Here is a 21,984-nt window from a genome sequence, read left to right as displayed (position 1 = left end):
GGCTCGGGTTCTACCTTCCCGGCCGGATCGGCGAGCCTCGGCAATTGCTCGCGATGGTGGGCGTGAGGGCGGTTTTCGATTTGGCGCGGCGGTTCGGCGGCGTCGGGGACGGGTGCGGTCGCCGGGTACTCCGTTCGTCAGCCACGCGCTGGGGCGGCGGCGAGCAGAGACGATCCCGAGTTCGGCTGGCGACGGGCGAGCAGGCGGTCCGGATGGGGCAGGCGATCCACGACCTTTCGGTCATGCCCTCGCCGCTGCCGATGGCGCTGCACTGGGCGGCAGCGCCCTGCGCGATGCCCCTGCCCGGCCGCGGGATTCAGCAGATGCGCGGAAGCTGGTCGCCCTCCAGCATGTCGACCAGGCGTTCGCCGCCGAAGAACGAGGTCATCACCACCCGCCCCGCCGGCGCCCCGGTCACGGTGCCGATCCGGCACGCCGCCGCGCCGCCCGGCAGCGGACGCAGCACGGCCAGCGCCGCCTCGGCCTCGGGCTCGGGCACCGCGGCCACGAACAGGCCCTCGTTGGCCAGGTAGAGCGGATCGAGGCCGAGGATCTCGGACAGGCCGCGCACGGCCTCGGTCAGCGGCAGCCGGTCCTCGTCGATGCGGCAGCACACCCCCGCCGCGTCGGCGAACTCGTTCAGCACCGTCGCGACGCCGCCGCGCGTGGCGTCGCGGATCGCGTGCGTTCCCGGCGCGGCGTCGAGCAGCGCCTCGACCAGCGCCCCCAGCGGCCGGCAGTCGCTTTCCAGCGCCGTCGCCAGCCCCAGATCGCCGCGCGCCGCCATCACCGCGGCGCCGTGCAGCCCGAGCGTCGAATTGACGATCAGTGCGTCGCCGGGACGGATCCGCGTCGCCGCCAGCTCGCGCCCCTGGGGAATGCTGCCGATCCCGGCGGTGTTGACGAAGATCCGGTCGGCGGCGCCGCGCGGCACCACCTTGGTGTCGCCGGTGACGATCCGGCAGCCGGCCTCGGCGGCGGCGGCGGCCATGCTGGCGGCGATGCGGCGCAGGTCGGCCAGCGGCAGCCCCTCCTCGAGGATCACCGAACAGCTGAGCGCCACCGGCCGCGCGCCGCCGACCACCAGGTCGTTGACCGTGCCGCAGACCGCCAGCCGGCCGATGTCGCCGCCGGGAAAGAACACCGGGTCGATCACGAAGCTGTCGGTGGTGAAGGCAAGGCCGCCGCCGCCGAAGTCCGCCAGCGGCAACCGCGCCTGGTCCTCGAGCGCGGCGATGCCGGCGTTGCCGAACGCCGCCAGGAAGATCCCGTCGATCAGATCGCGCATCGCCCGCCCGCCCGCGCCATGCGCGAGCGTCACCGCCTCGCCGCGCGGGCCGCGCCGGGGCGCGGCGTCGTCAGCCACGGGCCGGCGCGCCGCGGTCGGTGGCGCTGCGGTCGGAGGCGCCGCGGTCTGTAGCGCCATCGGTGGCGCCGTACTGGTGATAGGCCGCGCAGGCGCCCTCGGACGAGACCATCAGCGCGCCCAGCGGCGTCGCCGGCGTGCATTCGCGGCCGAAGGCGCGGCACTGGAACGGCTTCAGCCGCCCGCGGACCACCTCGCCGCACTGGCAGATCTCGGGGTCGGCGACGTCGGCCGGCACCAGCCCGAAGCGCCGTTCGGCGTCCAGATCGGCATAGGCGGCGCGGATCCGCACGCCCGAGCGGTCGATTGCCCCCAGCCCGCGCCAGTCGCAGCTTTCGCGGTCCTCGTAGACCTCGGCGATGGCGCGCAGCGCGGCCGGGTTGCCGTCCTCGGGCACCACGCGCGCGTACTGGTTCTCGACCGCCGCGCGGCCGCCGGCCAGTTGCGCCAGCACCATCCACAGCGACTGCAGCAGGTCCAGCGGCTCGAACCCGGCGACGACGAACGGCTTTCCGTGCCGCTCGGGGATGAAGCGGTAGCCGGCGTTGCCGATCACCATGCTGACATGGCCCGGGCCGATGAAGCCGTCGATCAGGCAGTGCGGGTCCGACAGCAGCGCCTTCAGCGTCGGGATGATGGTGATGTGCTGGCACAGCATCGAGAAGTTGCCGATGCCCTCGTCGGCGGCCTGCAGCAGCGTCAGCGCGGTCGAGGGCATCGTCGTCTCGAAGCCCAGCGCGAAGAACACCACCTCGCGGTCGGGGTTGCCGCGCGCCAGCTCCAGCGCGTCCAGAGGCGAGTAGACCATGCGCACGTCGGCACCGCGCGCCTTGGCGTCGAGCAGCGATCCGCGCGAGCCCGGCACCCGCATCGCGTCGCCGAAAGTGGTGAAGATCACCCCGGGATGTTCGGCCAGGGTGACGCAGTCGTCGACCCGGCCCATCGGCAGCACGCAGACCGGGCAACCGGGGCCGTGGACGAACTCGATGCTGTCGGGCACCAGCTTCTGCAGCCCGTAGCGGAAGATCGAGTGGGTGTGACCGCCGCAGACCTCCATCACGTGCAGCGGCCGGCCCTCGGGCATCGGCATGCGGGCCAGCGTCTCGTCGATGCGGGCCAGCACCTTCTTCGCCAGCGCCGGGTCGCGGAACTCGTCGGCGTATTTCATGGCCGCGCGCTTTCGCGCATCGCCGCCAGCTCGTCCTGCACCTCGCCCAGCGCGTCCAGCACCTCGAGCGTGCGCGCCGCCTCGGCCTCGTCGATCACGCTCATCGCGAAACCGACGTGCAGCAGCACCCATGCGCCCACCAGGTCGTCCAGCCGGCCCGGCTCGGCGACGCAGGTGACGTTCACCTTGCGGCGGACGCCCGACACCTCCACCCAGGCCAGAAAGCGGTCGGCGTCGATGATCTCGGTGATCCGGCCGGGGATGCCCAGGCACATGGTCCTACCCTCCTGTGCGCTGCGTCCGGTGTCGGGCCAGCGCGATGGCGATCTGGCCCAGCGCGAGGCCACCGTCGTTCGCGGGCACCTCGGCGTGCTGGTGCACCGTCAGGCCCGCCGCCTGCAGATATTCGGCCAGCATAGCCGCCAACAGGCGGTTCTGGAATACTCCGCCGGTCAGGAAAACCGTTCGGCAACCGGTGGTTGCCGCCGCCCGCGCCGCGGCGTCCGCCCATACCCGCGCCCAGCCCGCGTGGAACCGCGCCGCGATCTCGGCCGCGGTGCGGCCCGCGTCGAGATCGGCGGCGATCTGCGGCCACAGCGGCGCGGGGTCGATCTGGTCCGGCCGGGGCGCACCGGCGGACAGCGCGATCCGGTAGGGCGCTGCCGCCTGCCCGGCCAGCCAGCCTTCCGCCGCGGCCTGCAGCCGCATTGCCGCCTCGCCCTCGTAGTCCTGGCGTGCGGCGCAGATCCCGGCGGCGGCTGACACCGCGTCGAACAGCCGGCCGGCGGACGTGCACTCCGGCGCATTGATGCCGCGCGCGGTCGCGGCGCGCAGAACCTCGACCGGGTGCCCGGCCAGCAACCGGCGCAGACGCGGCGGCCAGGTCTCGGGGCCGCCGGCCTGGCCGAGCCGCGCCAGCAGGTTGCGCCAGGGCTCGCGCGCCGCCAGATCGCCGCCGGGCAGCGGCGCCGGCCGCAGGTGCGCCACCCGCTCGGCGTGGCGGTAGTCGCATCTGAGCAGCTCGCACCCCCACAGCGCGCCGTCCGGCCCCATGCCGATGCCGTCCTGCACCAGCGCCAGCACCGGCGGCGCGTCGATCGGCACCCCGTGCTCGGCCATGCAGGCCGCGGCATGGGCGTGGTGGTGGGCGACCTCGACCAGCGGCAGCCGGCGCGCGCGCGCCGCCTCGCCGGCCAGCGCCCGCGACCGGTAGCCGGGGTGCGCGTCGGCGACGATCAGCGCCGGGCCGAGGTCGTAGAGCGCCTCGAACAGCGCCAGCGTGCGCCCCAGGTCGGTCTCGGTCGCAAGGCTCGCCAGATCGCCGACATGCTGCGACAGCACCGCCGTTCCCGCCTTGGCGACGGCGAAGGCGTTCTTGAGATCGCCGCCGAAGGCGATCGCCTGCGGATGGTCCGGCCCGAAGCCCTCGGGCAGCGGCAGCGGCCGCGGCGCCAGCCCGCGCGCCCGGCGCAGCGGCCGGACCGCGCCGCCGGCGACCTGCACCAGGCTGTCGTCGACGCGGTTGGCGATGTCGCGGTCGTGCATCACGAACAGGTCCGCCAGATCCGCCAGCCGCGCCCGCGCCGCGGCGTTGCCGGTCACCTGCGGATCGCCGCCGGGATTGCCCGAGGTCATCACCAGCGGCCGGTCCGCCGCGCGCAGCAGCAGCGCGTGCAGCGGGCTGTAGGGCAGCATCACGCCCAGCCGGTTCAGCCCAGGCGCCAGGCCCTCGGGCAGCGCGCAGCCGGGCCGGCGGTCGAGCAGCACGATCGGCGCCGCGGGCGCGGCCAGCGCCGCCGCCTCGGCGTCCGAGACGCGGGCGATCCGCCGCGCCATCGACAGGTCGCGCACTATCAGCGCGAACGGCTTTGCCGGGCGGCGCTTGCGGCGGCGCAGGGCGGCGACGGCCACGGCGTCGGTCGCGTCGCAGGCCAGGTGGAACCCGCCCAGCCCCCTCAGCGCCACCACGCCGCCGTCGAGCAGGACGCGCGCCGCCAACGCCACCGGATCGCCATCCAGCCGCCGCGGATCGCCCGGCCGTTCGGCCCACAGCGCCGGCCCGCAGTCCGGGCAGGCCGTCGGCTGGGCGTGGAAGCGGCGGTCGGCGACGTCGTCGTATTCGGCGCGGCAGGCGGCGCACATCGCGAACGCCGCCATCGTGGTGTTGGCGCGGTCGTAGGGCAGCGCGCGCAGGATCGAGAAGCGCGGCCCGCAATGGGTGCAGTTCAGGAACGCGTAGCCATGCCGGCGGTCGTCGGGGTCCAGCAGCTCGGCGCGGCAGGCGTCGCACAGCGCGGCGTCGGGCGTGGCGGCGGCGTGCAGCGCGCCGCCGCCGCTGGGCTCGATCCGGAAGCCGTCGGGCGCGCGCGCGTCGAGCGGCGCGGCCTCGATCCGGTCGATCCGCGCCAGCGGCGGCGGCCCGTCCGACAGGCGGCGGCGGAACAGCGCCAATTCCGGCCCGGTGCCGAAGGCGTCGATCTCGACCCCGGCGCCGGTGTTGCGGACGCTGCCGCGCACGCCGCAGGCGGCGGCGATGCGGAACACGAACGGGCGGAAGCCGACGCCCTGCACCAGGCCGCGCACGGTGATCCGCTCGCCCGCCAGCGGCGTCATCGCGCCGGCTCCGGCCCCGCCAGCGCCGAGATCACCTCGAAGGCCAGCGTCACCGCCGGGGCGACGGCGGCGGCGACCTCGGGGGCCAGGCCGGCGCCGAAGGTGTCGGCATCGGCGATCTGCGCCGCCACGATCCGCACCAGGCCCGGCAGCGCCCCGACCTCGCGCGCCAGGGTCAGCGCGCGCACCGGGGTCGCGTAGTGCATGTCGGCGAAGAAATCGCGCCGCTCGCGGTCGGTGAACCCGGCGACGTCGGGCAGGTCCGGCGCCAGCAGGAACAGCCGGCCCGCGGACGCGCCGCGGTCGCAGGCGTCGAACAGCACCAGCGCGTCATAGCCGCGCATCAGCTCCTGAACCAGGTGGATGCCGCCGATCCCGGTGTCGATCACGGTCGCGCCGGCGGGGCGGCGGGCGTCGTCGGCCGCCGCGCGCGCGGCGTGAACGCCGAAGCCGTCGTCGCCCTTCAGCACGTTCCCGACCCCGGCGACGAGAACCCGCATCGGTCTACATCGCCGGCAGGGACGGGTCGAACGGCATGCCGAACCCGATCAGCAGCCGGCCGTCCTGCTGCCGCACCGGGCGGCAGTCCAGCGCCGCGCCGCCGCCCATCCGCGCGCCGCTGCGGATGTCGTACAGGCACCCGGTCGCCGCCGGGCAGGCCCAGGTGAAGCCGTCCAGCGCCCCGTCCAGCATCGTAGTGCCGTGCGCCGGGCAGGTGGCGGCGAAGGCGAACCAGCCGCCGCCGGCGCGGGCCACGACGAACGCGCCCTCCTCCATCCGGCAGACCGCGTAACCGCCGTCGGCCAGCCCCGCGTCGACCGGCGCCGGAGACCAGTGCGGCGGCGCGCCGGCCGGGTCGGCGGCGACGTCCGGCGGGTCCGCGGGCAGGAAGTCCCAGACCTTGCGGCAGCCGGCCTCGTCCTCGGGCAGCAGCCCGTACATGCCCATAAGGGTGCGGATCGCCGGATCGGTCACGACCTGCTCCAGCACGCCGTCCTTGAACAGCCGCACCAGCCGGTGCAGCGCCTCGCGGTGGACCGAGTCGATCCCGGCCAGCGCCGCGTCGACCGCGGACCGCGCCTCCGCGTCCAGATCGTCGAGCGCGGCCAGCCGGTCGCCGGTCTCGGCCAGCAGCGCCTGCCACTCGTCGTTGGCGCGGTAGCCGACCAGCGCCTGCCCCCGGCCATCATCCGTCAGCTTCGGCGGCGCGCCGGCGGTCATCGCTCAGCCGTGCGCATGGGCGTGGTGCGCGTGCGCCGGGTCGTCGCACGGCTCGTCGCCGTCGCAGCAGCCGGCGGTACACTCGCCATGAGAGGGCTGCTGGAACTCGGTGAAGGTCTCGAAGAACATCCGCCCGGCCTTGCGGCGGCCGTCGGCGGTGAACGCATAGGCGGCGCCCTCGGCGCGCATCTCGCCGGCCTCGACCAGCCGCTCGAAGGTCTCGGCGACCTCCGCCGCGCCGCCCTTCAGGAACGGCAGCACCGCCTGCGGGGTGAACGCCTCGCCGAAGCCCTCGCCCTGATACCAGTAGCAGATCTGCAGGACGTCCTCCTGCTCGATCAGCCGGTCGAGCGCCTCGGCGTCGGCGCTGGGGGCGGTGTCGGAGTTGGGGGTGGTCATGAATGCCTCCGGGTCTTGGTGCCGGTCACGCGCGTGCGGTGGAACGAGGCGACCGGCGCCAGGTCGCGCGCCCCCTTGGCCGCCACGGCGCGCGCGGCATCGCCGCGGATCGCCAGACCGGCCGCCCGGGATGCCAGCCGGTCCGCCGCCGCGCCCGGATCGAAGCCGATCTCCGCCCGCAGCGCCGGCCCCGGCCGGGCTTCGGCCTCGGCCATGACCATGGTTCCGAACGTCTCCGGCGGCAGTTCCACCTCGACAGTGTAGCACTCGGCGGGCCAGATGCCGAAGCGTTCGCCGATCATCAGCGTGTTCTCAAGGTCGACGACGCCGGTGACCGCCTCGTAGACGCGCGCCTGCACCGCGGCGTCGGGCAGCCGGCCGCCGGTCCAGCGCCAGACCCGGATCCGCCCGGCGCGGGCGCAGGTCGCGGCCGCGCCCACCAGCACGATGCGCGCCGGCCGGTCGGCGCCCAGGTCCTGGAACTGCTGGACGATGTGGATCGGGCTCCAGCTCATGTTGCGGACCGACACCTGCGGATGGCCCGGCAATCGCGCCTCGAGCCCGGCCATCAGCCGCGGCCCCAGCGGGAAGTCGGCGACCACCGGGGTGAATCCGACGACGCCGACGACGGCGCGGGCGGCGCGGGCGGCGCGGGCGGCGCGGGCGGCGCGGGCGCCGCGGGCGGGGTCAGTCGATGCCGCAGGCACAGGTGGTCACCTCGCGGGTCACGACGCGGTCCGAGCCTTCGACCATGACATGCGTGGTGCACGGCATGCAGGGATCGAACGAGCGGATCGCGCGCAGGATGTCGATGCCCTGGAAATCGCTGTCGTCCTTGAAGTTGCTCTCGACGATGGTGGTGTTCAGCACCGAGCGCTCGTAGGGGCCGGGCTCGCCCCAGGGGGTGCGCGGGCAGGCGTTGATCGTCGAGGGCGTGACGATCTGGTAGTTGGCCAGCAGCCCGTCCCGGATCTCGCAGTGATGCGACAGGAACCCGCGCCCGGCGCCCCAGAAGCCGACGCCGATGGCATGACCCTCGGGCGGGATCTCGAACGGCGTCGCCACCCTGGTCTCGCCGGCCTTCACCAGTTCCATCGCACGGGTCAGGTTCTCCATCGTCACCATCAGGTTGAAGGCCACCGCGTAGGCGCGGGCGCGGTTGCGCTCGAACGCGTTCCAGACCAACGGCGGCGACCATTCGAAGGTGCGCTCGGGCAGCGCCTCGCCGCGCGCGACGCGCAGCCGCAGGCTCTGCCCGGTCGACTCGACGAAGGGCGACGGCGGCAGCTTGCCCGACACCGCGCTGAGGTAGACGCGCGCGTAGGCGCCCGCCTCGAAGGTGCGGCGGTCCCAGGTCGGCGTGGTGGCCCAGGAATAGCGCTCCTTCCAGTTCTGCGAGCCGGGGCGCGGGATCGTGGTCTTGTTCCAAGGGTGGTTCGGCGACAGCGGGTTGCCCGCCGGGTCGGTCTTGAACGGGTAGTCCTCCCACTGCTCGTAGTAGGAATGCTCGACGAACTCCTCGAGGCCGACGTTGATGTCGGTCAGCCGGTTGGTCACCAGCTTGCCGCCGACCAGCACGCCGGGGGTCGACCAGCGCTTCACGCCCCAGTCGTTGCAGTTGGCGTAGGTGGCGTCGTAGTGGTCCTCGTGGTCCCACTGGCCCAGGTCCACCATCGTCGCGTCCAGCCGGCCGCAGTCGAGGTAGCGCGGATCGGCCTCGAGGAAGAAGTCGAACACGTCGTCCCACAGGCCGACGCATTTCTTCGCGTAATCGAAGAACTTGACCATCTTCATGTAGAACTCGTTCAGCACCGTGATGTCGACGAAGGTCGTCACGCCGCCGGGGATGATGGTCTCGGGGTGCGGGTACTTTCCGCCCAGCAGGACATAGGCCTCGCGCGCGACGCGGGTCATCTGCAGCGCCTCGAGGTAGAGCTTGCCGGTCAGCGGGTTCAGATCGTGCAGGATCGCGCCGATGGTGGCATAGCCGTGCAGGTCCTTGTGCCGGGTGGCGGCGCCCTCGGCCTTGTCCCAGATCTCGGGGTTGGTCTGCCGGACCAGGCTTTCCGAGAAGTCCGGCCCCGCCAGCACGAACAGGTGCAGCGGGTTGTCGTACAGGTATTCGCAGCTGAGCAGCAGGTTGCGCACCACGATGCCCAGCGGCGGCGGCCGGATCCCCAGCGCCATCTCGATCGACAGCGCCGAGGCGGTGGAGTGCACGCCGCCGCAGACGCCGCAGGCGCGCGACGAGATGAACGCCGCGTCGCGCGGGTCGCGGCCGCGCAGGATCACCTCGTAGCCGCGGAACAGCGTCGCCATCGAGTTGGTGTCCAGCACCACGCCCTGTTCCAGGTCCACCGTGGTGTGGAACGCCAGCGCCCCGGCGACGCGGGTCACCGGGTCGTAGTCGATGTCGACCAGCTGGCCGTTCCGGCCGGCCAGGTCCTTCAGCCTGGCCTCGCGTTCCTCGGGGGTGCGGGTCTGGTAGTCGTAGGGGTTCTTCACCCCGTCCTTCAGCCGGGCGTTGCCCTGTTCGTCGAACTCGACGGGGAGGTTCTCGAAACACATGCCCGGTATTCCCTTCTATCTCGCGGTCAGGCCGCGGGTCACGTCGACGATGGCGGCAAGATTGTCGTTGGCGGCCAGCAGCGGCGGCGCCAGCGCCTCCAGCCCGGTATCGATGTCGTCCACCTGCGCGTTCAGCGGTCCGGTGTCGTCGCGCACCTGCGCCAACCCCGCGGCCAGCGCCTCCAGGTGATCGGCGCCGCGCTTCAGCGCCAAGTATATACCGAGCAGATGGTAGGCGACGACCAGCACGATCACCAGCGCAAGGATCACGCTGATCCAGGTCAGCGCGGCGATCATGGCCTGGCCCTCCGCTCGGCGCGTGCGGCCAGCATCCCGGCCACGACGCCGGTCCTGGCCTCGATGTCGGCGGCGACCGGCTGCATCGCGCCGGCGGTCTCCAGCGTCCGGTCCAGCGCCGGGATCGCGCCGGTATGACCGGCGATCCGGCCGCCGGCCTCATGCATGTCGGCCAGGTAGCCCTCGATCGCGCGGGCGGCGTTCAGCGCCCGCTGCAGCAGCGTCACCGCCACCGGCACGATCACCAGCGCGACGATCAGCAGGGCGACGATCCAGATCACGGCGGCGGCGGCGGGCATCACGATGCGTCCTGCCGTTCCAGCGCGCCGTGCAGCTCGCCCAGCGTCGCGTCCACCGCGGCCAGGCCGGCGGCGATCTCGCCCAGCCCCTCGTTCAGCGGCACCGCGGCGGCGGGCAGGTGCGCGGTCTCGCGCTCGATCGCGCGCAGGCCGAGCCGCAGCTTCGCCAGATAGCTGGTCCCGCTGCCGCCGATCTGGTCCAGCAGCCCGACGATGCGGATCAGCGCCGCCGCGACGACACCGAGGAACAGCAGCGCGGCGAGGGCGCTGAGCAGGGTCAGCAGGGTGATCATGACGCGTCCTTCCCGCCCGCCAGGATGCACTCGGGGCATCCCGGACAGGTCTCGGCGTGGTCGCGGATCGCCCCGGCATGACCGAGGATGCCGGTGGCGCGGTCGCGGATCGCGTGCACCGCCTCCAGCGTCCGGTACAGCAGCGCGATGTGGATGGTGTTGTTGGCGACCTGCTGGCCGCGCGCCCAGATCACCGCCGCCCCGTCGCGGATGTCGCGGGCGGTGGCAATCACCTGCCACAGCAGCACCGCAACGACGCCGGTGACGACCAGCGCCAGCGCCAGCGCGATCCACCAGAGCGTGATGTGGCTCATCTCTCCCCCCTCCCCGTTCAGGCGGCGTCCTCGCCGGCGCCGTCATGCGCGACGGCGGCGCGGATCGCCGCGGCGTTGCGCTCGATCGCGGTGGCGCCGTCCAGCAGCGCGCCCGCGGTCCGGTTGATCTTCGCCAGCCGCCAGACCGAGCGGGTGTTGGCGTCGATCTCGCCGACGGTCCCGGCGGCGGCGCGCGCCAGCGCGCGGATCCGCCGCGCCTGCCACAGGATCCCCAGCAGCAGCGCCGCGACCACCACGACGACCGCGCCCGCGGCCGCGAACCCGACGATCCACCAGCTCATTCCGCCCCCTCCCGTTCCGCCTGGCCGGAACGCAGGTGCCGGTGCGACGGCGCCTGTAGCGCCCGCTGCCGCGCCGAGCCGGCCTCGAACCGGGTGCCGCGCCGCCTGAGGTAGTCGTAGACGCCGCCGACCGCGCGCTCGGCGATGCTGCTGCCGCCGTCGACGTTCGCCCAGCCACTGGGCACCGCCTGCGCGCGCGCCCAGTTCGGCGTGCGGTTGCGGCTTTTCTGGGTGAACTGGCGCAGGTACGACACGAAGCTGCCGGTGGTGCGGCTGAGCGTCGCCGACAGGGTCGAGCCGGGCGGCTTCTTGTAGAACGGCGCGAAGGCGTCGGGAAAGCCGGGCATGGTGCAGCCGATGCAGATGCCGCCGGTGTTCATGCACCCGCCGGCGTGGCCGAGCGCCCCGCGCGAGACGATGTTGCACTGCACCACCGGCCCCCAGCATCCCAGTTCCACCAGGCACTGCCGCTCGCCGTATTCCTGGGCGAACTTGCCTTCCTCGTAGTTGCCGGCCAGCACGCAGCGGCGGTGCACGGTCTCGCCGAACAGCCATTTCGGGCGGCCCAGCTCGTCGAATTCCGGCAGCGGACCGAACCCGGCCAGGAACATCAGCACCGCGGCGATGGTCTCGGTGATGTTGTCGCCCACCGGGGCGCAGCCGGGGATGTTGATCGGCGGCAGGCCGAGCGCGCTGAGATAGTCCTTGCCGAGATAGTCCATCACCGACATCGACCCGGTGACGTTGCCCGCGGCCGCGGGAACGCCGCCCCAGGTGGCGCAGGTGCCGACCGCGATCACCGCCGCCGCGCCGGGGGCGAGATCGCGCAGCCAGTGCGCCGTGGGAATCGGCTGCTTCGAGCCGTCGGGCGCCTCCGCCGCGCCCATCGCCGACCAGTAGCCGCCCAGATCGCCGGCGATGCGCTCGTCCGCGACCGAGCCCTCGTAGAGCACGACATAGGGCGCGCCGAGCGTGCCCTCACGGGCGGCATGGTGCGCCTTCATGAACGCCTTGCCCGCGGTCACCGACAGCACCGGGTGGTGCAGCACGATCTTCGGCAGCCCCGGCAGCCGGGCGCTCATCAGCTGCTCGACCGTCGGGTTCTGCGCGCCCGCGGCGGCGATCGTGCAGCCGTCGCAACTCATCCCCGCCAGCCAGAAGGCGTGGACCTCCTCGATCGGGCCGCGGTCAAGCGGGAACACCGGCCGGTAGCCGGGGTCGCGCGGTGCGGTTTCGCCGTTCCCGGACATGCTTGTGACACCTCCCGTTCCCGCAACGCTAGCAGCTTTCCCCTAGGGCAAGGTCAAGCGTTATCCCGAAGGCGCCTCAGCCCGACGGGTCGCGGGCGCCGCAGTCGCACGGCGCCAGCAGCGCCGCGCAGATGCAGTCGCCCTCGCGCTCGCGCGGGGTGCCGACAAGCGCGTCGTAGCGCGCCTGCAACTCGTCGCGCTCGCCCTGCAGCCGGGCGATGGTCAGGTCGCGGTCGCGGATCTGCTCGTCCAGCCGGCCCAGCAGACGCTGGCGCAGGCTGCGGCCGTCGCCGGCGTCCAGCAGGTCGCGGATTTCCTCCAGCCCCAGGCCCAGCCGGCGCAGGCTGACCACCAGCTGCGCGCGGCGCGCCGCCCGCGGGCCGTAGAACCGGTAACGGTTCGCCCCGCGTTCGGGCGGCGCGATCAGGCCGATCCTCTCGTAGTACCTGAGCGTCTTCGGCGTGACCTCCAGCAGTGCCGCCATCTCGCCGATCAGCATCGTCCCTGCCCGCCTAAGCGGGCCGGTCCGCCGACGCGCCCGCGCCCCCCGGCGGCGGCATTGCGCGGGCGATCCGGTCGATGTCGGCGGCGATCCGGCGGATCGCGGCGATCCCCGCCGAATCGGGCGCGTGGTCGAGCGGCGACAGCCCCCTGCGCTCGGCCTCGACCATCGCCTCGTCATAGGGAACGGCGCCGATGATCTGCATGCCGTGCTTGTCGCAGAACGCCCGGATCGCCGCCATGTCCGCGTCCGAGCGCGCCTTGTTGGCGACCACCTTCACATGCGCGATGCCCAGTTCCGCGGCCAGCTCGCAGGTGCGCATCGCCGCCTCCAGCGAGCGGTAGTAGGGTTCGGCCACCACCAGCATCATGTCGACGTGGCGCGCGGTGCCGCGCTTGAGATGCTCCAGCCCCGCCTCCATGTCGGTGATCGTGTGCTCTCCGATCGAGGTCAGCTCGGCGATCAGCCCGCGCACCGCGCGGTGCGAGGCGCACATGCAGCCCGAACCGGCGCTGCCGTGGGCGGGCTTGCCCATGACGATCAGGTCCAGGTTCTGCGCCGCGTTCACCGCGTAGTTGCGCATGATCTCGTCGCGCGGCATCGCCGGTTCCATCATGATCACGCCGTCGACCTCGGCGCCGCGCCGCATGACCTCGGGCGGGATGTAGGCGATGCGGTCGGCGGCCTCGGGCGACATGCCCAGCACCAGCGCGAGGTTGGGGTTGGGGTCGCCGTCGATGGCGAGGATGCGGCGGTCCTCGCCGGCGAACACCCGCGCCAGCGTTCCCGCGATCGTGGTCTTGCCCGACCCGCCCTTGCCGACTGTCGCGATCTTCATGGTCTCGCCCCTTCCCCGAAATTTATTTTATCCGGAAAGTAGCTTGGCCGGCGTGAATCTGCAATTATCCACGCATTGCCCCTGGGGAAAGGTTTGGCGCGGTGAGCGGCGGCTCCGACAGGCACCTGCGGCAGGCGAACGGCGATCCGCGCCTGCCCGTGACGATCCTGACCGGGTATCTTGGGGCCGGCAAGACGACGTGCCTGAACGCGTTTCTCGCCACGCCCGAGGCCGCCGGATCGGCGGTGGTCGTCAACGAGTTCGGCGAGATCGACGTCGACGGCGCGGTGCTTGCCGGGCAACTCGGCAACGGCGCCGATCTGCTGCGGCTGCCGAACGGCTGCGTGTGCTGCGAGGTGCAGGAGGATCTGGCGCAGGCGCTGCTGCACCTCGCCGCGCGCGGCGGCCTGCGGCGCTGCATCGTCGAGACCTCCGGGCTGGCCGTGCCCGGCGCGATCCTGCGCGGGCTGCATCACGACCCGGATCTGCGCCGGGCGGCGTCCGCCGGCCCGGTGCTGGCCGTCTGCGCGGCGGACCGGATCGCCAGGCAGCTTGACCGCTTTCCCGAGGTCGCCCGGCAGATCGCGCTGGCCGACCGGATCCTGCTGCGCAAGACCGATCTGGCGACCGCCGAGACCGCTGCCGGCGCGCGCGCGGCCATTTCCGCGCTGAACCCGTTCGCCGCGATCACCCTGCCCGGCAACCCGGCGGCGGACTTCGCGCCGCCGCGCGTGGCGCGGCGCGCGCCGGATGCACCGGGGAACACACCGGATCACGGGCAAGACGATCACGGGCACGGGGATCACGGGCACGGGATCGGCAGCTTCACGGTCCGGTTCGACCGGCCGCTGGACCCCGACCGGTTCCGCGACTCGATGTCGTTCCTGATCCTGCGTCACGCCGACAACCTGCTGCGCGCCAAGGGCATCCTGCACTTCGACGGCGATGCGCGCGGCCATCTCGTCAACATCGTGCACGACGTCTACGACTCCCGCCCGATCGACGCCGACGCCGCCGACGCGCTCGTCTTCATCGGCTGCGACCTGCCCGCCGACGCGATCCGCACCGACCTTCTGTCGTGCCGGATCGCCGCCACCGCCACCGCCACCGCCACCCGGGAATCCACCAGCAAGAGAGGCTCTTCAAGATGACCCGATACCAGCGATCCGTCCGCGCCGCCCTGAGCACGGCAGCCGCGCTGAGCCTTCTTGCCGGTGCGGCCCGGGCGCAGGAGGCGCTGGCCGTGGTCGGCATCGTCGCCGATCCGGGCCATTTCAACCCGGCGATCACCACCGGCAGCCATGTGCACACGGTGGCGGATTCGATGTTCAACGGCCTGGTCGCGCTGGACGAGGACCTGCAGCCGGTGCCGGATCTGGCGACCGGCTGGGAGGTGTCCGAAGACGGCAGGACCGTCACCTTCACCCTGGCCGAGGCGAATTGGCACGATGGCATACCCTTCACCGCGGAGGACGTGAAGTTCACCTTCGAACAGGTTCTATTCGAACATCATTCCCGCACTAAGGCCGGGCTCGGCTCTGTCGTCGAGAGCATCGAGACGCCGGATCCGCGGACCGTGGTGTTCAAACTGTCGGCGCCGCACCCGGCGCTGCTGCGCCGGCTCGACGTGACCGAGGCGCCGATCCTGCCGCGGCACCAGTGGCAGGACGTGGCCGACATTCCCGCCGCGACCCTGCCGCCGATCGGCACCGGCCCGTTCCGGTTCGAAAGCTACGACAAGGACGCCCAGGTGGTGCTGGTGAAGAACGAGGACTACTTCAAGGACGGCCTGCCGTATCTCGACCGGCTGGTGTTCCGGGTGATCAAGGACGCGGCGACGCAGCTGATCGCCTATCAGCAGGGCGAGATCGACTTCATCAGCCTCGAGGCGAAGGACGTCGAGGCGGTGGAAAGCGCCGGCGATTCGACGATCCTGCGGGCCACCTCGGGGCCCGGCGGCGGCAACTGCATCATGACCGTCAGCTTCAACCTCGAACGCGAGGCGACCGGCGATCCGCGGGTGCGCCGCGCCTTCGCCCGCGCCATCGACCGCGAGCGGATCAACGAGCAGGTGCTGTTCGGCCAGGGCAAGGTGGCGGCGGCGCCGTTCTCCAGCGCCATCGGCTGGGCGCACGCGGACGGCGTGCTGGCCGGGCTGTCGCACGACCCCGAGGCGGCGCGGGCGCTGCTGGCCGAGGCCGGACACGACGGCGGGCTGACGCTGGACATGGTCCACTTCCCGACCTTCAACCGCTACGCCGAGATCATGAAGCAGGACCTGGCCGCGGCGGGGATCGAGCTGGTGTCGCGCCCGCTCGACCGCGAGGCGACGATCGACGCGATCTTCAAGCAGCGCGATTTCGACACCAACCTGATCTCGTACTGCAACGGCGTCGATCCCGAGATCGGCATCAAGCGGATGTACATCTCGTCCAACATCGGCCCGATCCCGTTCTCGAACGCGGCCGCGTACCGCAACGACAGGGTCGATGCGCTGTTCGCCGAGGCGGCGGCGGTCGAGGACACCGGGGCCCGCGGCCGGATCTACCGCGAGGTACAGAAGATCCTGGCCGAGGACCTGCCCTATTTCTGGCTGGTCGAGACGGTGCGCACCGCCGCGCACAAGGCCAGCTTCGAGGGGTTCAGGCCGTGGACCGGGCAGTTCGCCGAAGAGGCGAAGCCGGTCGACTAGCGGGCGCGGCGCCGTGTTCGGGTTCGTCCTCGGCCGCCTGCTCCGGATCGTGCCGATGCTGCTGGCGGTCGGCACGGCGCTGTTCCTGCTGCTGCACGCGACCCCCGGCGGGCCGATCGTGGCGCTGGCCGGAGAGTTCGCCGACGCCGACACCGTGGCCGACATCGAACGCCGCTTCGGCCTCGACCGGCCGCTGCACGTCCAGTACCTGAAGTTTCTCGCCGGGCTGGCGCGGGGCGATCTGGGCGAGTCGTGGTTCTACGGCGAGCCGGTCCTGCAGGTGCTGCAGGACCGGCTGCCGGCGACGCTGATCCTGGTGGTGCCGTCGCTGCTGCTGGCCGCGGGCATCGGCGTCCCGCTGGGCATTCTCGCCGCGCGCAGCCGCCGCCGCGGCCTCGGCATCATGCTGGCCGCGCTGCTGGCGTTCGCGGTGCCCAGCTTCTGGCTCGGCCACCTGCTGCGGATGGCGTTCTCGGTCGAGGTGCAGTGGTTTCCGGTGCAGGGCATGACCGACGCGCGGAGCGCCGCGGACGGCTTGCGGCAGTGGCTGGACATCGCCCGTCACGCGGTGCTGCCGGTGGCGACGCTGACCCTGCACCAGCTTGCCTACACCGTGCTGCTGACCCGCTCGGCGATCGAGGTCGAGCGCCGCCAGCCGTATTTCATGACCGCGCTGGCCAAGGGCAACGGCCGGCGCCGCGCCGAGTACCGCCACGCGCTGCCGAACGGCTCGCCGACGATCGTGACGCTGTTCGCGAACCGGGTGGGCTGGTTCCTGGCCGGCGCGGTGCTGGTCGAGGTGGTGTTCGCCTGGCCCGGGTTCGGGCAGCTTGCCGACGCCGCGATCCGCAACCGCGACTTCCCGCTGGTGATCGGCATCGTGCTGGCCGTCACCTGCGTGACGCTGCTGGCGAACCTGGTGGCGGACATCGTCTACATGGCGATCGACCCGCGCATCCTGCCGCACCGCGGGGCGCGGGCATGACCACCGTCGCACCGGTGCGGACCGGGCGGGACGCGCCGCCCCGCGACCGGCTCGCGGAGCCGGGCGCGGCGCCGCGACCGGGCCGCCGCGGCGCGCTGGTGCCGGCGCTGCTGCTGTTGCTGCCGGTGGCGGCGGCGGCGATCGCGCCCGGCCTGGTCGCGCCCTTTGACCCGTTCGCGAACTCGGGGCCGGCGCTGACGGCGCCGGGCTGGGCGCACCCGTTCGGCACCGACGATCTGGGCCGCGACCTGCTGTCGGGGGTGGTGTACGGCGCACGCACCTCGCTGACCGTGGCGGCGCTGGCCACGCTGCTGGCCTGCGCCATCGGCACCGGCATCGGCATGGTCGCGGGATATTTCGGCGGCCTGATCGACGACGCGCTGATGCGCTTCACCGAATTCGTCCAGGTCGTGCCGCGGTTCTTCGTCGCCCTGCTGGTGCTGACGCTGTTCGGGCCTTCGGCGGTCACCATGGCGCTGGTGCTGGGGCTGATGTCCTGGCCCGGTCTGGCGCGGCTGACCCGGGCCGAGACGCTGTCGCTGCGCGGGCGCGAGTTTGTCCGCGCCGCCGAGGCCCTGGGCGGCAGCCCTGCGTGGATCCTGCGCCGCCACCTGCTGCCGCACGTGCAGCGGCCGGTGCTGGCGGTGGCCGCGCCGGTCGCCACCGGCGCGATCCTGACCGAGGCCGGGCTGAGCTATCTCGGCCTGTCCGACCCGAACGCGATGAGCTGGGGCAAGCTGATCCAGACCGGGCAGGCGTTCTACACCCACGGCTGGTGGCTGCCGCTGATGCCCGGCGCCGCCATCGTCGTCACCTGCTTCGGCCTGGCGCTGCTGGTCGAGGGGCTGCGCCCCCGGTTCTGACCGGGCACGGGGACGGCATGCAATTGCAGACCGGCGCCCGAACGGGCATGAAAGGCGCAGCGTCGCGCCGGCTGCATGGAGTGCCCCGTTGTTCGAGATCCTGTTGCTCCTCGTGACCGGTCTGGTGGCCGGGCTGCTGAACGCCGTCGCCGGCGGCGGCACCTTCCTGACCTTCCCGGCGCTGGTCTGGGTCGGCGTGCCGCCGGTCAGCGCCAACGCGACCGCGACGCTGGCGGCGCTGCCCGGCTACCTCAGCAGCGCCTGGGCGTTCCGCGGCGACATGCGCGCCGAGGGCAGCCTGGGGCTGCGCGCCATCGTCGTGGTCTCGGCGCTGGGCAGCGTGCTGGGCGCGCTGCTGCTGATCGTGACGCCCGGAGAGACGTTCACCGGCATCGTGCCCTGGCTGCTGCTGGTGGCGACGATCCTGTTCGCCGCCGGGCCGCGGCTGCTGCGGCTGGCGCGCGGCGCCGGGCTGGGCCAGGCCGGGCCGGCGGTCTCGGCGGCAGCGATCCTGGCCGTGTCGGTCTATGGCGGCTATTTCAACGGTGGTCTGGGGATCATGCTGCTCGCCACCTTCGGCCTGCTCGGGTTCGTCAACCTGCACGGCATGAACGGGCTGAAAAGCGCGCTCTCGGCGGTGCTGTCGGTGGTCTCGACCGCCGCCTTCGTCACCGCCGGGCTGATCGCGTGGGAGCAGGCGGTGGTGATGTCGGCGGCCTGCGCGCTCGGCGGCTTCATCGGCGCCCGGCAGAGCCGTCGGATCGTCCGCACCGACCTGCTGCGCACCTTCGTCACCGCGGTCGGGCTGGTGATGACCGTATTGTTCTTCGCGCTGTAGCGCCGGATCGGTCGCGGGCTCAGCCGCGGCGCGCGGCGATCGCCCGGCCGGCGGCGACGCCCGACGACCACGCCCACTGGAAGTTGTAGCCGCCCAGCCAGCCGGTGACGTCGACCGCCTCGCCGATGGCGTAGAGCCCGGGCACGGCCCGCGCCGCCATCGTCTTCGAGGACAGCCCGGCGGTGCTGATGCCGCCGGCGGTCACCTCGGCCTTGGCGAAGCCCTCGGTGCCGGTCGGATGGAAGGTCAGCGCGGACAGGATCCCGGCGGCGCGGTCCAGCTCGGCGTCGGCCACGTTGCCCAGCTCGCGGGCGATGCCGATGCGGCTGGCCAGCGCCTCGGCCAGGCGGGTCGGCAGGTGCTCGGCCAGCGCCGCCTTCAGATGCGCGCGCGGCATCCGCCGCCGCGCCTCGCGCAGCTTGCCGGCGGCGTCCGCCAGCACGTTCAGCGACACCGGCTGGCCCGGCGACCAGTACGACGACACCTGCAGGATCGCCGGCCCGGACAGGCCCCTGTGGGTGAACAGCGTCGCCTCCTCGAAGGCGACGTCGCCGACGCGCGCGACCGACGGGCAGGACACGCCCGAGATGGTGCGGAACAGCATGTCCGCCTCGCCCAGGGTGAACGGCACCAGCGCCGGGCGCGGCGTCACCACGTCGAGCCCGAAGCGCCGGGCGATCTGGTACGCCAGCCCGGTCGCGCCCATCTTCGGGATCGACGGCCCGCCGGTCGCGATCACCAGCTGCGGCGCCTCGGCGCCGGCGACGTGGAAGCGGCCGTCGGCGTGGCCGATCTCGCCGACCGGGGTGGACAGGCGGATCTCGACGCCGCCGCGGCGGCATTCCTCCAGCAGCATCGCCACGATCTGCCGGGCCGAGCCGTCGCAGAACAGCTGGCCCAGGGTCTTCTCGTGCCAGACGATGCCGTGCGCCTCGACCAGCGCCAGGAAATCCCACTGCGAGTAGCGGCTGAGCGCGGACTTGGCGAAATGCGGGTTCTCGGACAGGAAGCACTCGGCCGCCGTGCCAAGGTTGGTGAAATTGCAGCGCCCGCCGCCCGAGATCAGGATCTTCTTGCCCGGCTTGTCGGCGTGGTCCAGCAGCAGCACGCGCGCGCCCGCCGCCCCGGCGGTGGCGGCCGCCAGAAGCCCGGCGCCGCCGGCGCCGAGGATGATCGCGTCGTAGCTCATGCGCACCGCCCGGTCCCTGTCCAGGCGCGGGACCGCCCCGGCCTTGCGGCCGGGTTCTAGCCCGCGGTCCGGCGCGCCGCAATCGGGCGGCGCGCCGCCCGGCCGCCGCCGGTCAGTTGATCTCGGGTTCGGGCGTCGGGCCGCCGAACTCGTGGCGCAGGAAATCGAAGTCGCAGCCCTTGTCCGCCTGCTCGATGTGCTTGAGGAACATCCAGCCGTAGCCGCGCTCGTAGCGCGGCGCGGGCGGCGTCCAGGCGGCGCGGCGGCGCGCCAGCTCGTCGTCGCCGACGCGCACGTTCAGCGCCCGCGCGGCGACGTCCAGCTCGATGATGTCGCCGTTCTCGATCAGCGCCAGCGGGCCGCCGACGAAGGATTCCGGCGCCACGTGCAGCACGCAGGCCCCGAACGAGGTGCCGGACATGCGCGCGTCGCTGAGGCGCACCATGTCCCGGTGGCCGTCCTTCAGCAGCGCCTTGGGCATCGGGATCATGCCCCATTCCGGCATCCCCGGCCCGCCGTGCGGCCCGGCGTTGCGCAGCACCAGCACATGGTCCGGGGTCATCGGATAGTCGGGATCGTCGATGATCTTCTTCATCTCGGCATAGCTGTCGGCGACGATCGCGGGTCCGGCGTGCCGGTGGAACTTCGGATCGCACGCGGCCGGCTTGATCACCGCGCCGTCGGGGGCGAGGTTGCCGCGCAGCACCGCCAGCGAGCCCTCGTGGTAGACCGGGTTCGACAGCGGCCGGATCACGTCGGGGTTGTGGTTCTTCGCGCCCGCCAGTCCCTCGCCCAGCGGCTTGCCGGTCACCGTCAGGCAGGACAGGTCCAGCTTGTCGCCCAGCTCGTTCATCAGCGCGCGCAGGCCGCCGGCGTAGAAGAAATCCTCCATCAGGTATTCCTTGCCCGAGGGACGGATATTGGCCAGCACCGGCACCTCGTGGCCGATCCGGTCGAGATCGTCCAGGCCCCAGTCGACACCGGCGCGGCGCGCCATCGCGATCAGGTGGATGATCGCGTTGGTCGAGCAGCCGGTGGCCATCGCCACCACGGTGGCGTTGCGGGTGCTGGCCGGGGTGATGATCCTGTCGGGGGTCAGGTCCTCCCACACCATGTCGACGATGCGGCGGCCGCAGGCGGCGCTCATGCGCTGGTGGTTGACGTCCGGCGCCGGGATCGACGAGGCGCCGGGCAGGCACAGCCCGAAGCCCTCGGCGATCGCGGTCATGGTCGAGGCCGTGCCCATGGTCATGCAGTGGCCGTAGCTGCGGGCGATGCCGCCCTCGATGCCCTGCCATTCCTCCTTGCCGATGGTGCCGGCGCGGCGCTCGTCCCAGAACTTGAACGCGTCGCTGCCCGAGCCCAGCGTCCTGCCGGCGTAGTTGCCGCGCAGCATCGGCCCGGCGGGCAGGTAGATGAACGGGATTCCCATAGACACCGCGCCCATCACCAGCGCCGGGGTGGACTTGTCGCAGCCGCCCATCAGCACCGCGCCGTCGACGGGGTGGGCGCGCAACAGCTCCTCGACCTCCATCGCCACCATGTTGCGGTACAGCATCGAGGTCGGCTTCAGGAACTGCTCGGACAGCGAATGCGCCGGCAGTTCCATCGGCATGCCGCCGGCCTGCAGGATGCCCTTCTTCACGAACTCGGCCCGGTCGCGGAAGTGCATGTGGCAGGGCTGCGCCTCGGACCAGGTGTTGATCACCGCGATCACCGGCTTGCCGTCCCAGTCCTCGGGGCCGAGGCCCATCTGCATCGCCCGGCTGCGGTGGCCGAACGAACGCAGATCGTCTGGGGCGAACCAGCGGGCGGAACGCAGGTCTTGGTATTTCTTGGTCATGGGTCGGGCCTCGCAAACAGGAATATCTGCCGGTTCAGGATCAGGGCGACCGGCACGCGGTGGCGCCGCGGCCAGGGGCGATGGCGACGCGGGCCGGTGCGGGATCCGGTGCGATCAACCGGGCCGGCCCCGGCTCGGGACATC

General features: G+C 72.6%; 24 protein-coding genes. 5 read left to right on the top strand and 19 right to left on the bottom strand.

The window, feature by feature from the left end; all coding sequences use genetic code 11:
- Positions 1–316: 316 nt before the first annotated feature.
- The 17 genes from hypE to GE300_RS16855 all read right to left on the bottom strand — a co-directional run bounded on the left by hypE (position 317) and on the right by GE300_RS16855 (position 13,430).
- A complete protein-coding gene (gene hypE, locus GE300_RS16935) occupies positions 317–1,366 on the bottom strand; it encodes a hydrogenase expression/formation protein HypE (RefSeq protein WP_325063291.1) in 1,050 nt (349 codons plus the stop codon).
- Positions 1,359–2,534: a hydrogenase formation protein HypD gene (gene hypD, locus GE300_RS16930; protein WP_154448223.1), complete on the bottom strand. Its 1,176-nt coding sequence runs from the start codon at positions 2,532–2,534 to the stop codon at positions 1,359–1,361. Before hypD ends, hypE begins: the two co-directional genes overlap by 8 nt.
- Positions 2,531–2,809 carry a HypC/HybG/HupF family hydrogenase formation chaperone gene (locus GE300_RS16925; protein WP_154448221.1) on the bottom strand — a complete coding sequence of 93 codons (279 nt, stop codon included), beginning with the start codon at positions 2,807–2,809 and terminating at the stop codon, positions 2,531–2,533. The genes hypD and GE300_RS16925 overlap by 4 nt, the downstream gene beginning before the upstream one ends.
- A gap of 4 nt (positions 2,810–2,813) precedes the next feature.
- A complete protein-coding gene (gene hypF, locus GE300_RS16920) occupies positions 2,814–5,147 on the bottom strand; it encodes a carbamoyltransferase HypF (RefSeq protein WP_154448219.1) in 2,334 nt (777 codons plus the stop codon).
- Positions 5,144–5,647 (bottom strand): hydrogenase maturation protease, encoded by a 504-nt coding sequence (locus GE300_RS16915; protein ID WP_154448217.1) that lies wholly within the window; start codon positions 5,645–5,647, stop codon positions 5,144–5,146. The genes hypF and GE300_RS16915 overlap by 4 nt, the downstream gene beginning before the upstream one ends.
- A gap of 4 nt (positions 5,648–5,651) precedes the next feature.
- Complete coding sequence (locus GE300_RS16910) at positions 5,652–6,368, bottom strand: Rieske (2Fe-2S) protein (protein ID WP_154448215.1); 717 nt, start codon at positions 6,366–6,368, stop codon at positions 5,652–5,654.
- A gap of 3 nt (positions 6,369–6,371) precedes the next feature.
- Positions 6,372–6,767, bottom strand: a complete 396-nt coding sequence (locus tag GE300_RS16905) for a hypothetical protein (RefSeq protein ID WP_154448213.1) — start codon at positions 6,765–6,767, stop codon at positions 6,372–6,374.
- Positions 6,764–7,474, bottom strand: coding sequence for a hypothetical protein (locus GE300_RS16900; protein ID WP_154448211.1), 711 nt, complete (start codon positions 7,472–7,474; stop codon positions 6,764–6,766). The genes GE300_RS16905 and GE300_RS16900 overlap by 4 nt, the downstream gene beginning before the upstream one ends.
- Entirely contained in the window at positions 7,455–9,335 is a 1,881-nt protein-coding gene (locus GE300_RS16895; RefSeq protein ID WP_154448209.1) for a nickel-dependent hydrogenase large subunit, read from the bottom strand. Before GE300_RS16895 ends, GE300_RS16900 begins: the two co-directional genes overlap by 20 nt.
- Positions 9,336–9,350: 15 nt before the next feature.
- Positions 9,351–9,632, bottom strand: coding sequence for a hypothetical protein (locus GE300_RS16890; protein ID WP_154448207.1), 282 nt, complete (start codon positions 9,630–9,632; stop codon positions 9,351–9,353).
- Positions 9,629–9,931, bottom strand: a complete 303-nt coding sequence (locus GE300_RS16885; RefSeq protein WP_154448205.1) for a hypothetical protein — start codon at positions 9,929–9,931, stop codon at positions 9,629–9,631. Before GE300_RS16885 ends, GE300_RS16890 begins: the two co-directional genes overlap by 4 nt.
- Positions 9,931–10,224 (bottom strand): hypothetical protein, encoded by a 294-nt coding sequence (locus GE300_RS16880; protein ID WP_154448203.1) that lies wholly within the window; start codon positions 10,222–10,224, stop codon positions 9,931–9,933. Before GE300_RS16880 ends, GE300_RS16885 begins: the two co-directional genes overlap by 1 nt.
- The gene (locus GE300_RS16875) at positions 10,221–10,538 is read right to left on the bottom strand and encodes a hypothetical protein (protein WP_154448201.1); all 318 of its coding nucleotides are present in this window, start codon (positions 10,536–10,538) and stop codon (positions 10,221–10,223) included. The genes GE300_RS16880 and GE300_RS16875 overlap by 4 nt, the downstream gene beginning before the upstream one ends.
- A gap of 17 nt (positions 10,539–10,555) precedes the next feature.
- Positions 10,556–10,840 (bottom strand): hypothetical protein, encoded by a 285-nt coding sequence (locus GE300_RS16870; RefSeq protein ID WP_154448199.1) that lies wholly within the window; start codon positions 10,838–10,840, stop codon positions 10,556–10,558.
- Positions 10,837–12,090, bottom strand: coding sequence for an NADH-quinone oxidoreductase subunit B family protein (locus GE300_RS16865; protein WP_154448198.1), 1,254 nt, complete (start codon positions 12,088–12,090; stop codon positions 10,837–10,839). The genes GE300_RS16870 and GE300_RS16865 overlap by 4 nt, the downstream gene beginning before the upstream one ends.
- Positions 12,091–12,166: 76 nt before the next feature.
- The gene (locus tag GE300_RS16860) at positions 12,167–12,589 is read right to left on the bottom strand and encodes a MerR family transcriptional regulator (RefSeq protein ID WP_233417124.1); all 423 of its coding nucleotides are present in this window, start codon (positions 12,587–12,589) and stop codon (positions 12,167–12,169) included.
- Positions 12,590–12,602: 13 nt separating this feature from the next.
- A complete protein-coding gene (locus GE300_RS16855) occupies positions 12,603–13,430 on the bottom strand; it encodes an ATP-binding protein (protein ID WP_154448194.1) in 828 nt (275 codons plus the stop codon).
- Positions 13,431–13,531: 101 nt separating this feature from the next.
- Between GE300_RS16855 and GE300_RS16850 the strand changes: the two genes are divergently transcribed.
- From GE300_RS16850 to GE300_RS16830, 5 genes are all read left to right on the top strand, one after another.
- Positions 13,532–14,581, top strand: coding sequence for a CobW family GTP-binding protein (locus GE300_RS16850; protein WP_154448192.1), 1,050 nt, complete (start codon positions 13,532–13,534; stop codon positions 14,579–14,581).
- On the top strand, positions 14,578–16,122 hold the full coding sequence (locus GE300_RS16845; RefSeq protein WP_154448190.1) for an ABC transporter substrate-binding protein: 1,545 nt from the start codon (positions 14,578–14,580) through the stop codon (positions 16,120–16,122). Before GE300_RS16850 ends, GE300_RS16845 begins: the two co-directional genes overlap by 4 nt.
- A gap of 13 nt (positions 16,123–16,135) precedes the next feature.
- On the top strand, positions 16,136–17,107 hold the full coding sequence (locus GE300_RS16840; protein ID WP_325063290.1) for an ABC transporter permease: 972 nt from the start codon (positions 16,136–16,138) through the stop codon (positions 17,105–17,107).
- Complete coding sequence (locus GE300_RS16835; RefSeq protein WP_154448186.1) at positions 17,104–17,970, top strand: ABC transporter permease; 867 nt, start codon at positions 17,104–17,106, stop codon at positions 17,968–17,970. The genes GE300_RS16840 and GE300_RS16835 overlap by 4 nt, the downstream gene beginning before the upstream one ends.
- 88 nt (positions 17,971–18,058) lie before the next feature.
- A complete protein-coding gene (locus tag GE300_RS16830) occupies positions 18,059–18,808 on the top strand; it encodes a sulfite exporter TauE/SafE family protein (protein ID WP_154448184.1) in 750 nt (249 codons plus the stop codon).
- 19 nt (positions 18,809–18,827) lie between these two features.
- On the opposite strand, the gene GE300_RS16825 is transcribed toward GE300_RS16830, so the two are convergent.
- Positions 18,828–19,997: a BaiN/RdsA family NAD(P)/FAD-dependent oxidoreductase gene (locus GE300_RS16825; RefSeq protein ID WP_154448182.1), complete on the bottom strand. Its 1,170-nt coding sequence runs from the start codon at positions 19,995–19,997 to the stop codon at positions 18,828–18,830.
- Between the two features lie 112 nt (positions 19,998–20,109).
- Positions 20,110–21,840, bottom strand: a complete 1,731-nt coding sequence (araD, locus tag GE300_RS16820) for an L-arabinonate dehydratase (RefSeq protein WP_154448180.1) — start codon at positions 21,838–21,840, stop codon at positions 20,110–20,112.
- Between the last annotated feature and the right edge of the window lie 144 nt (positions 21,841–21,984).

The sequence above is a fragment of the Halovulum marinum genome (assembly GCF_009697225.1).
GTDB lineage: Bacteria > Pseudomonadota > Alphaproteobacteria > Rhodobacterales > Rhodobacteraceae > Halovulum > Halovulum marinum.
Note: the sequence above shows the minus strand (reverse complement) of the source record. Positions and strands in the feature narration are given on the sequence as shown.

Bases quoted from the DNA above. Each gene is read 5' to 3' on its own strand.
- GE300_RS16865 (WP_154448198.1), bottom strand. From the start codon at position 12,090: ATGTCCGGGAACGGCGAAACCGCACCGCGCGACCCCGGCTACCGGCCG.
- GE300_RS16860 (WP_233417124.1), bottom strand. From the start codon at position 12,589: ATGCTGATCGGCGAGATGGCGGCACTGCTGGAGGTCACGCCGAAGACG.
- hypF (WP_154448219.1), bottom strand. From the start codon at position 5,147: ATGACGCCGCTGGCGGGCGAGCGGATCACCGTGCGCGGCCTGGTGCAG.
- GE300_RS16905 (WP_154448213.1), bottom strand. From the start codon at position 6,767: ATGACCACCCCCAACTCCGACACCGCCCCCAGCGCCGACGCCGAGGCG.
- GE300_RS16925 (WP_154448221.1), bottom strand. From the start codon at position 2,809: ATGTGCCTGGGCATCCCCGGCCGGATCACCGAGATCATCGACGCCGAC.
- GE300_RS16885 (WP_154448205.1), bottom strand. From the start codon at position 9,931: ATGCCCGCCGCCGCCGCCGTGATCTGGATCGTCGCCCTGCTGATCGTC.
- GE300_RS16915 (WP_154448217.1), bottom strand. From the start codon at position 5,647: ATGCGGGTTCTCGTCGCCGGGGTCGGGAACGTGCTGAAGGGCGACGAC.
- GE300_RS16910 (WP_154448215.1), bottom strand. From the start codon at position 6,368: ATGACCGCCGGCGCGCCGCCGAAGCTGACGGATGATGGCCGGGGGCAG.
- GE300_RS16895 (WP_154448209.1), bottom strand. From the start codon at position 9,335: ATGTGTTTCGAGAACCTCCCCGTCGAGTTCGACGAACAGGGCAACGCC.
- GE300_RS16855 (WP_154448194.1), bottom strand. From the start codon at position 13,430: ATGAAGATCGCGACAGTCGGCAAGGGCGGGTCGGGCAAGACCACGATC.
- GE300_RS16890 (WP_154448207.1), bottom strand. From the start codon at position 9,632: ATGATCGCCGCGCTGACCTGGATCAGCGTGATCCTTGCGCTGGTGATC.
- GE300_RS16875 (WP_154448201.1), bottom strand. From the start codon at position 10,538: ATGAGCCACATCACGCTCTGGTGGATCGCGCTGGCGCTGGCGCTGGTC.
- GE300_RS16880 (WP_154448203.1), bottom strand. From the start codon at position 10,224: ATGATCACCCTGCTGACCCTGCTCAGCGCCCTCGCCGCGCTGCTGTTC.
- GE300_RS16835 (WP_154448186.1), top strand. From the start codon at position 17,104: ATGACCACCGTCGCACCGGTGCGGACCGGGCGGGACGCGCCGCCCCGC.
- GE300_RS16825 (WP_154448182.1), bottom strand. From the start codon at position 19,997: ATGAGCTACGACGCGATCATCCTCGGCGCCGGCGGCGCCGGGCTTCTG.
- GE300_RS16870 (WP_154448199.1), bottom strand. From the start codon at position 10,840: ATGAGCTGGTGGATCGTCGGGTTCGCGGCCGCGGGCGCGGTCGTCGTG.
- hypD (WP_154448223.1), bottom strand. From the start codon at position 2,534: ATGAAATACGCCGACGAGTTCCGCGACCCGGCGCTGGCGAAGAAGGTG.
- GE300_RS16845 (WP_154448190.1), top strand. From the start codon at position 14,578: ATGACCCGATACCAGCGATCCGTCCGCGCCGCCCTGAGCACGGCAGCC.
- araD (WP_154448180.1), bottom strand. From the start codon at position 21,840: ATGACCAAGAAATACCAAGACCTGCGTTCCGCCCGCTGGTTCGCCCCA.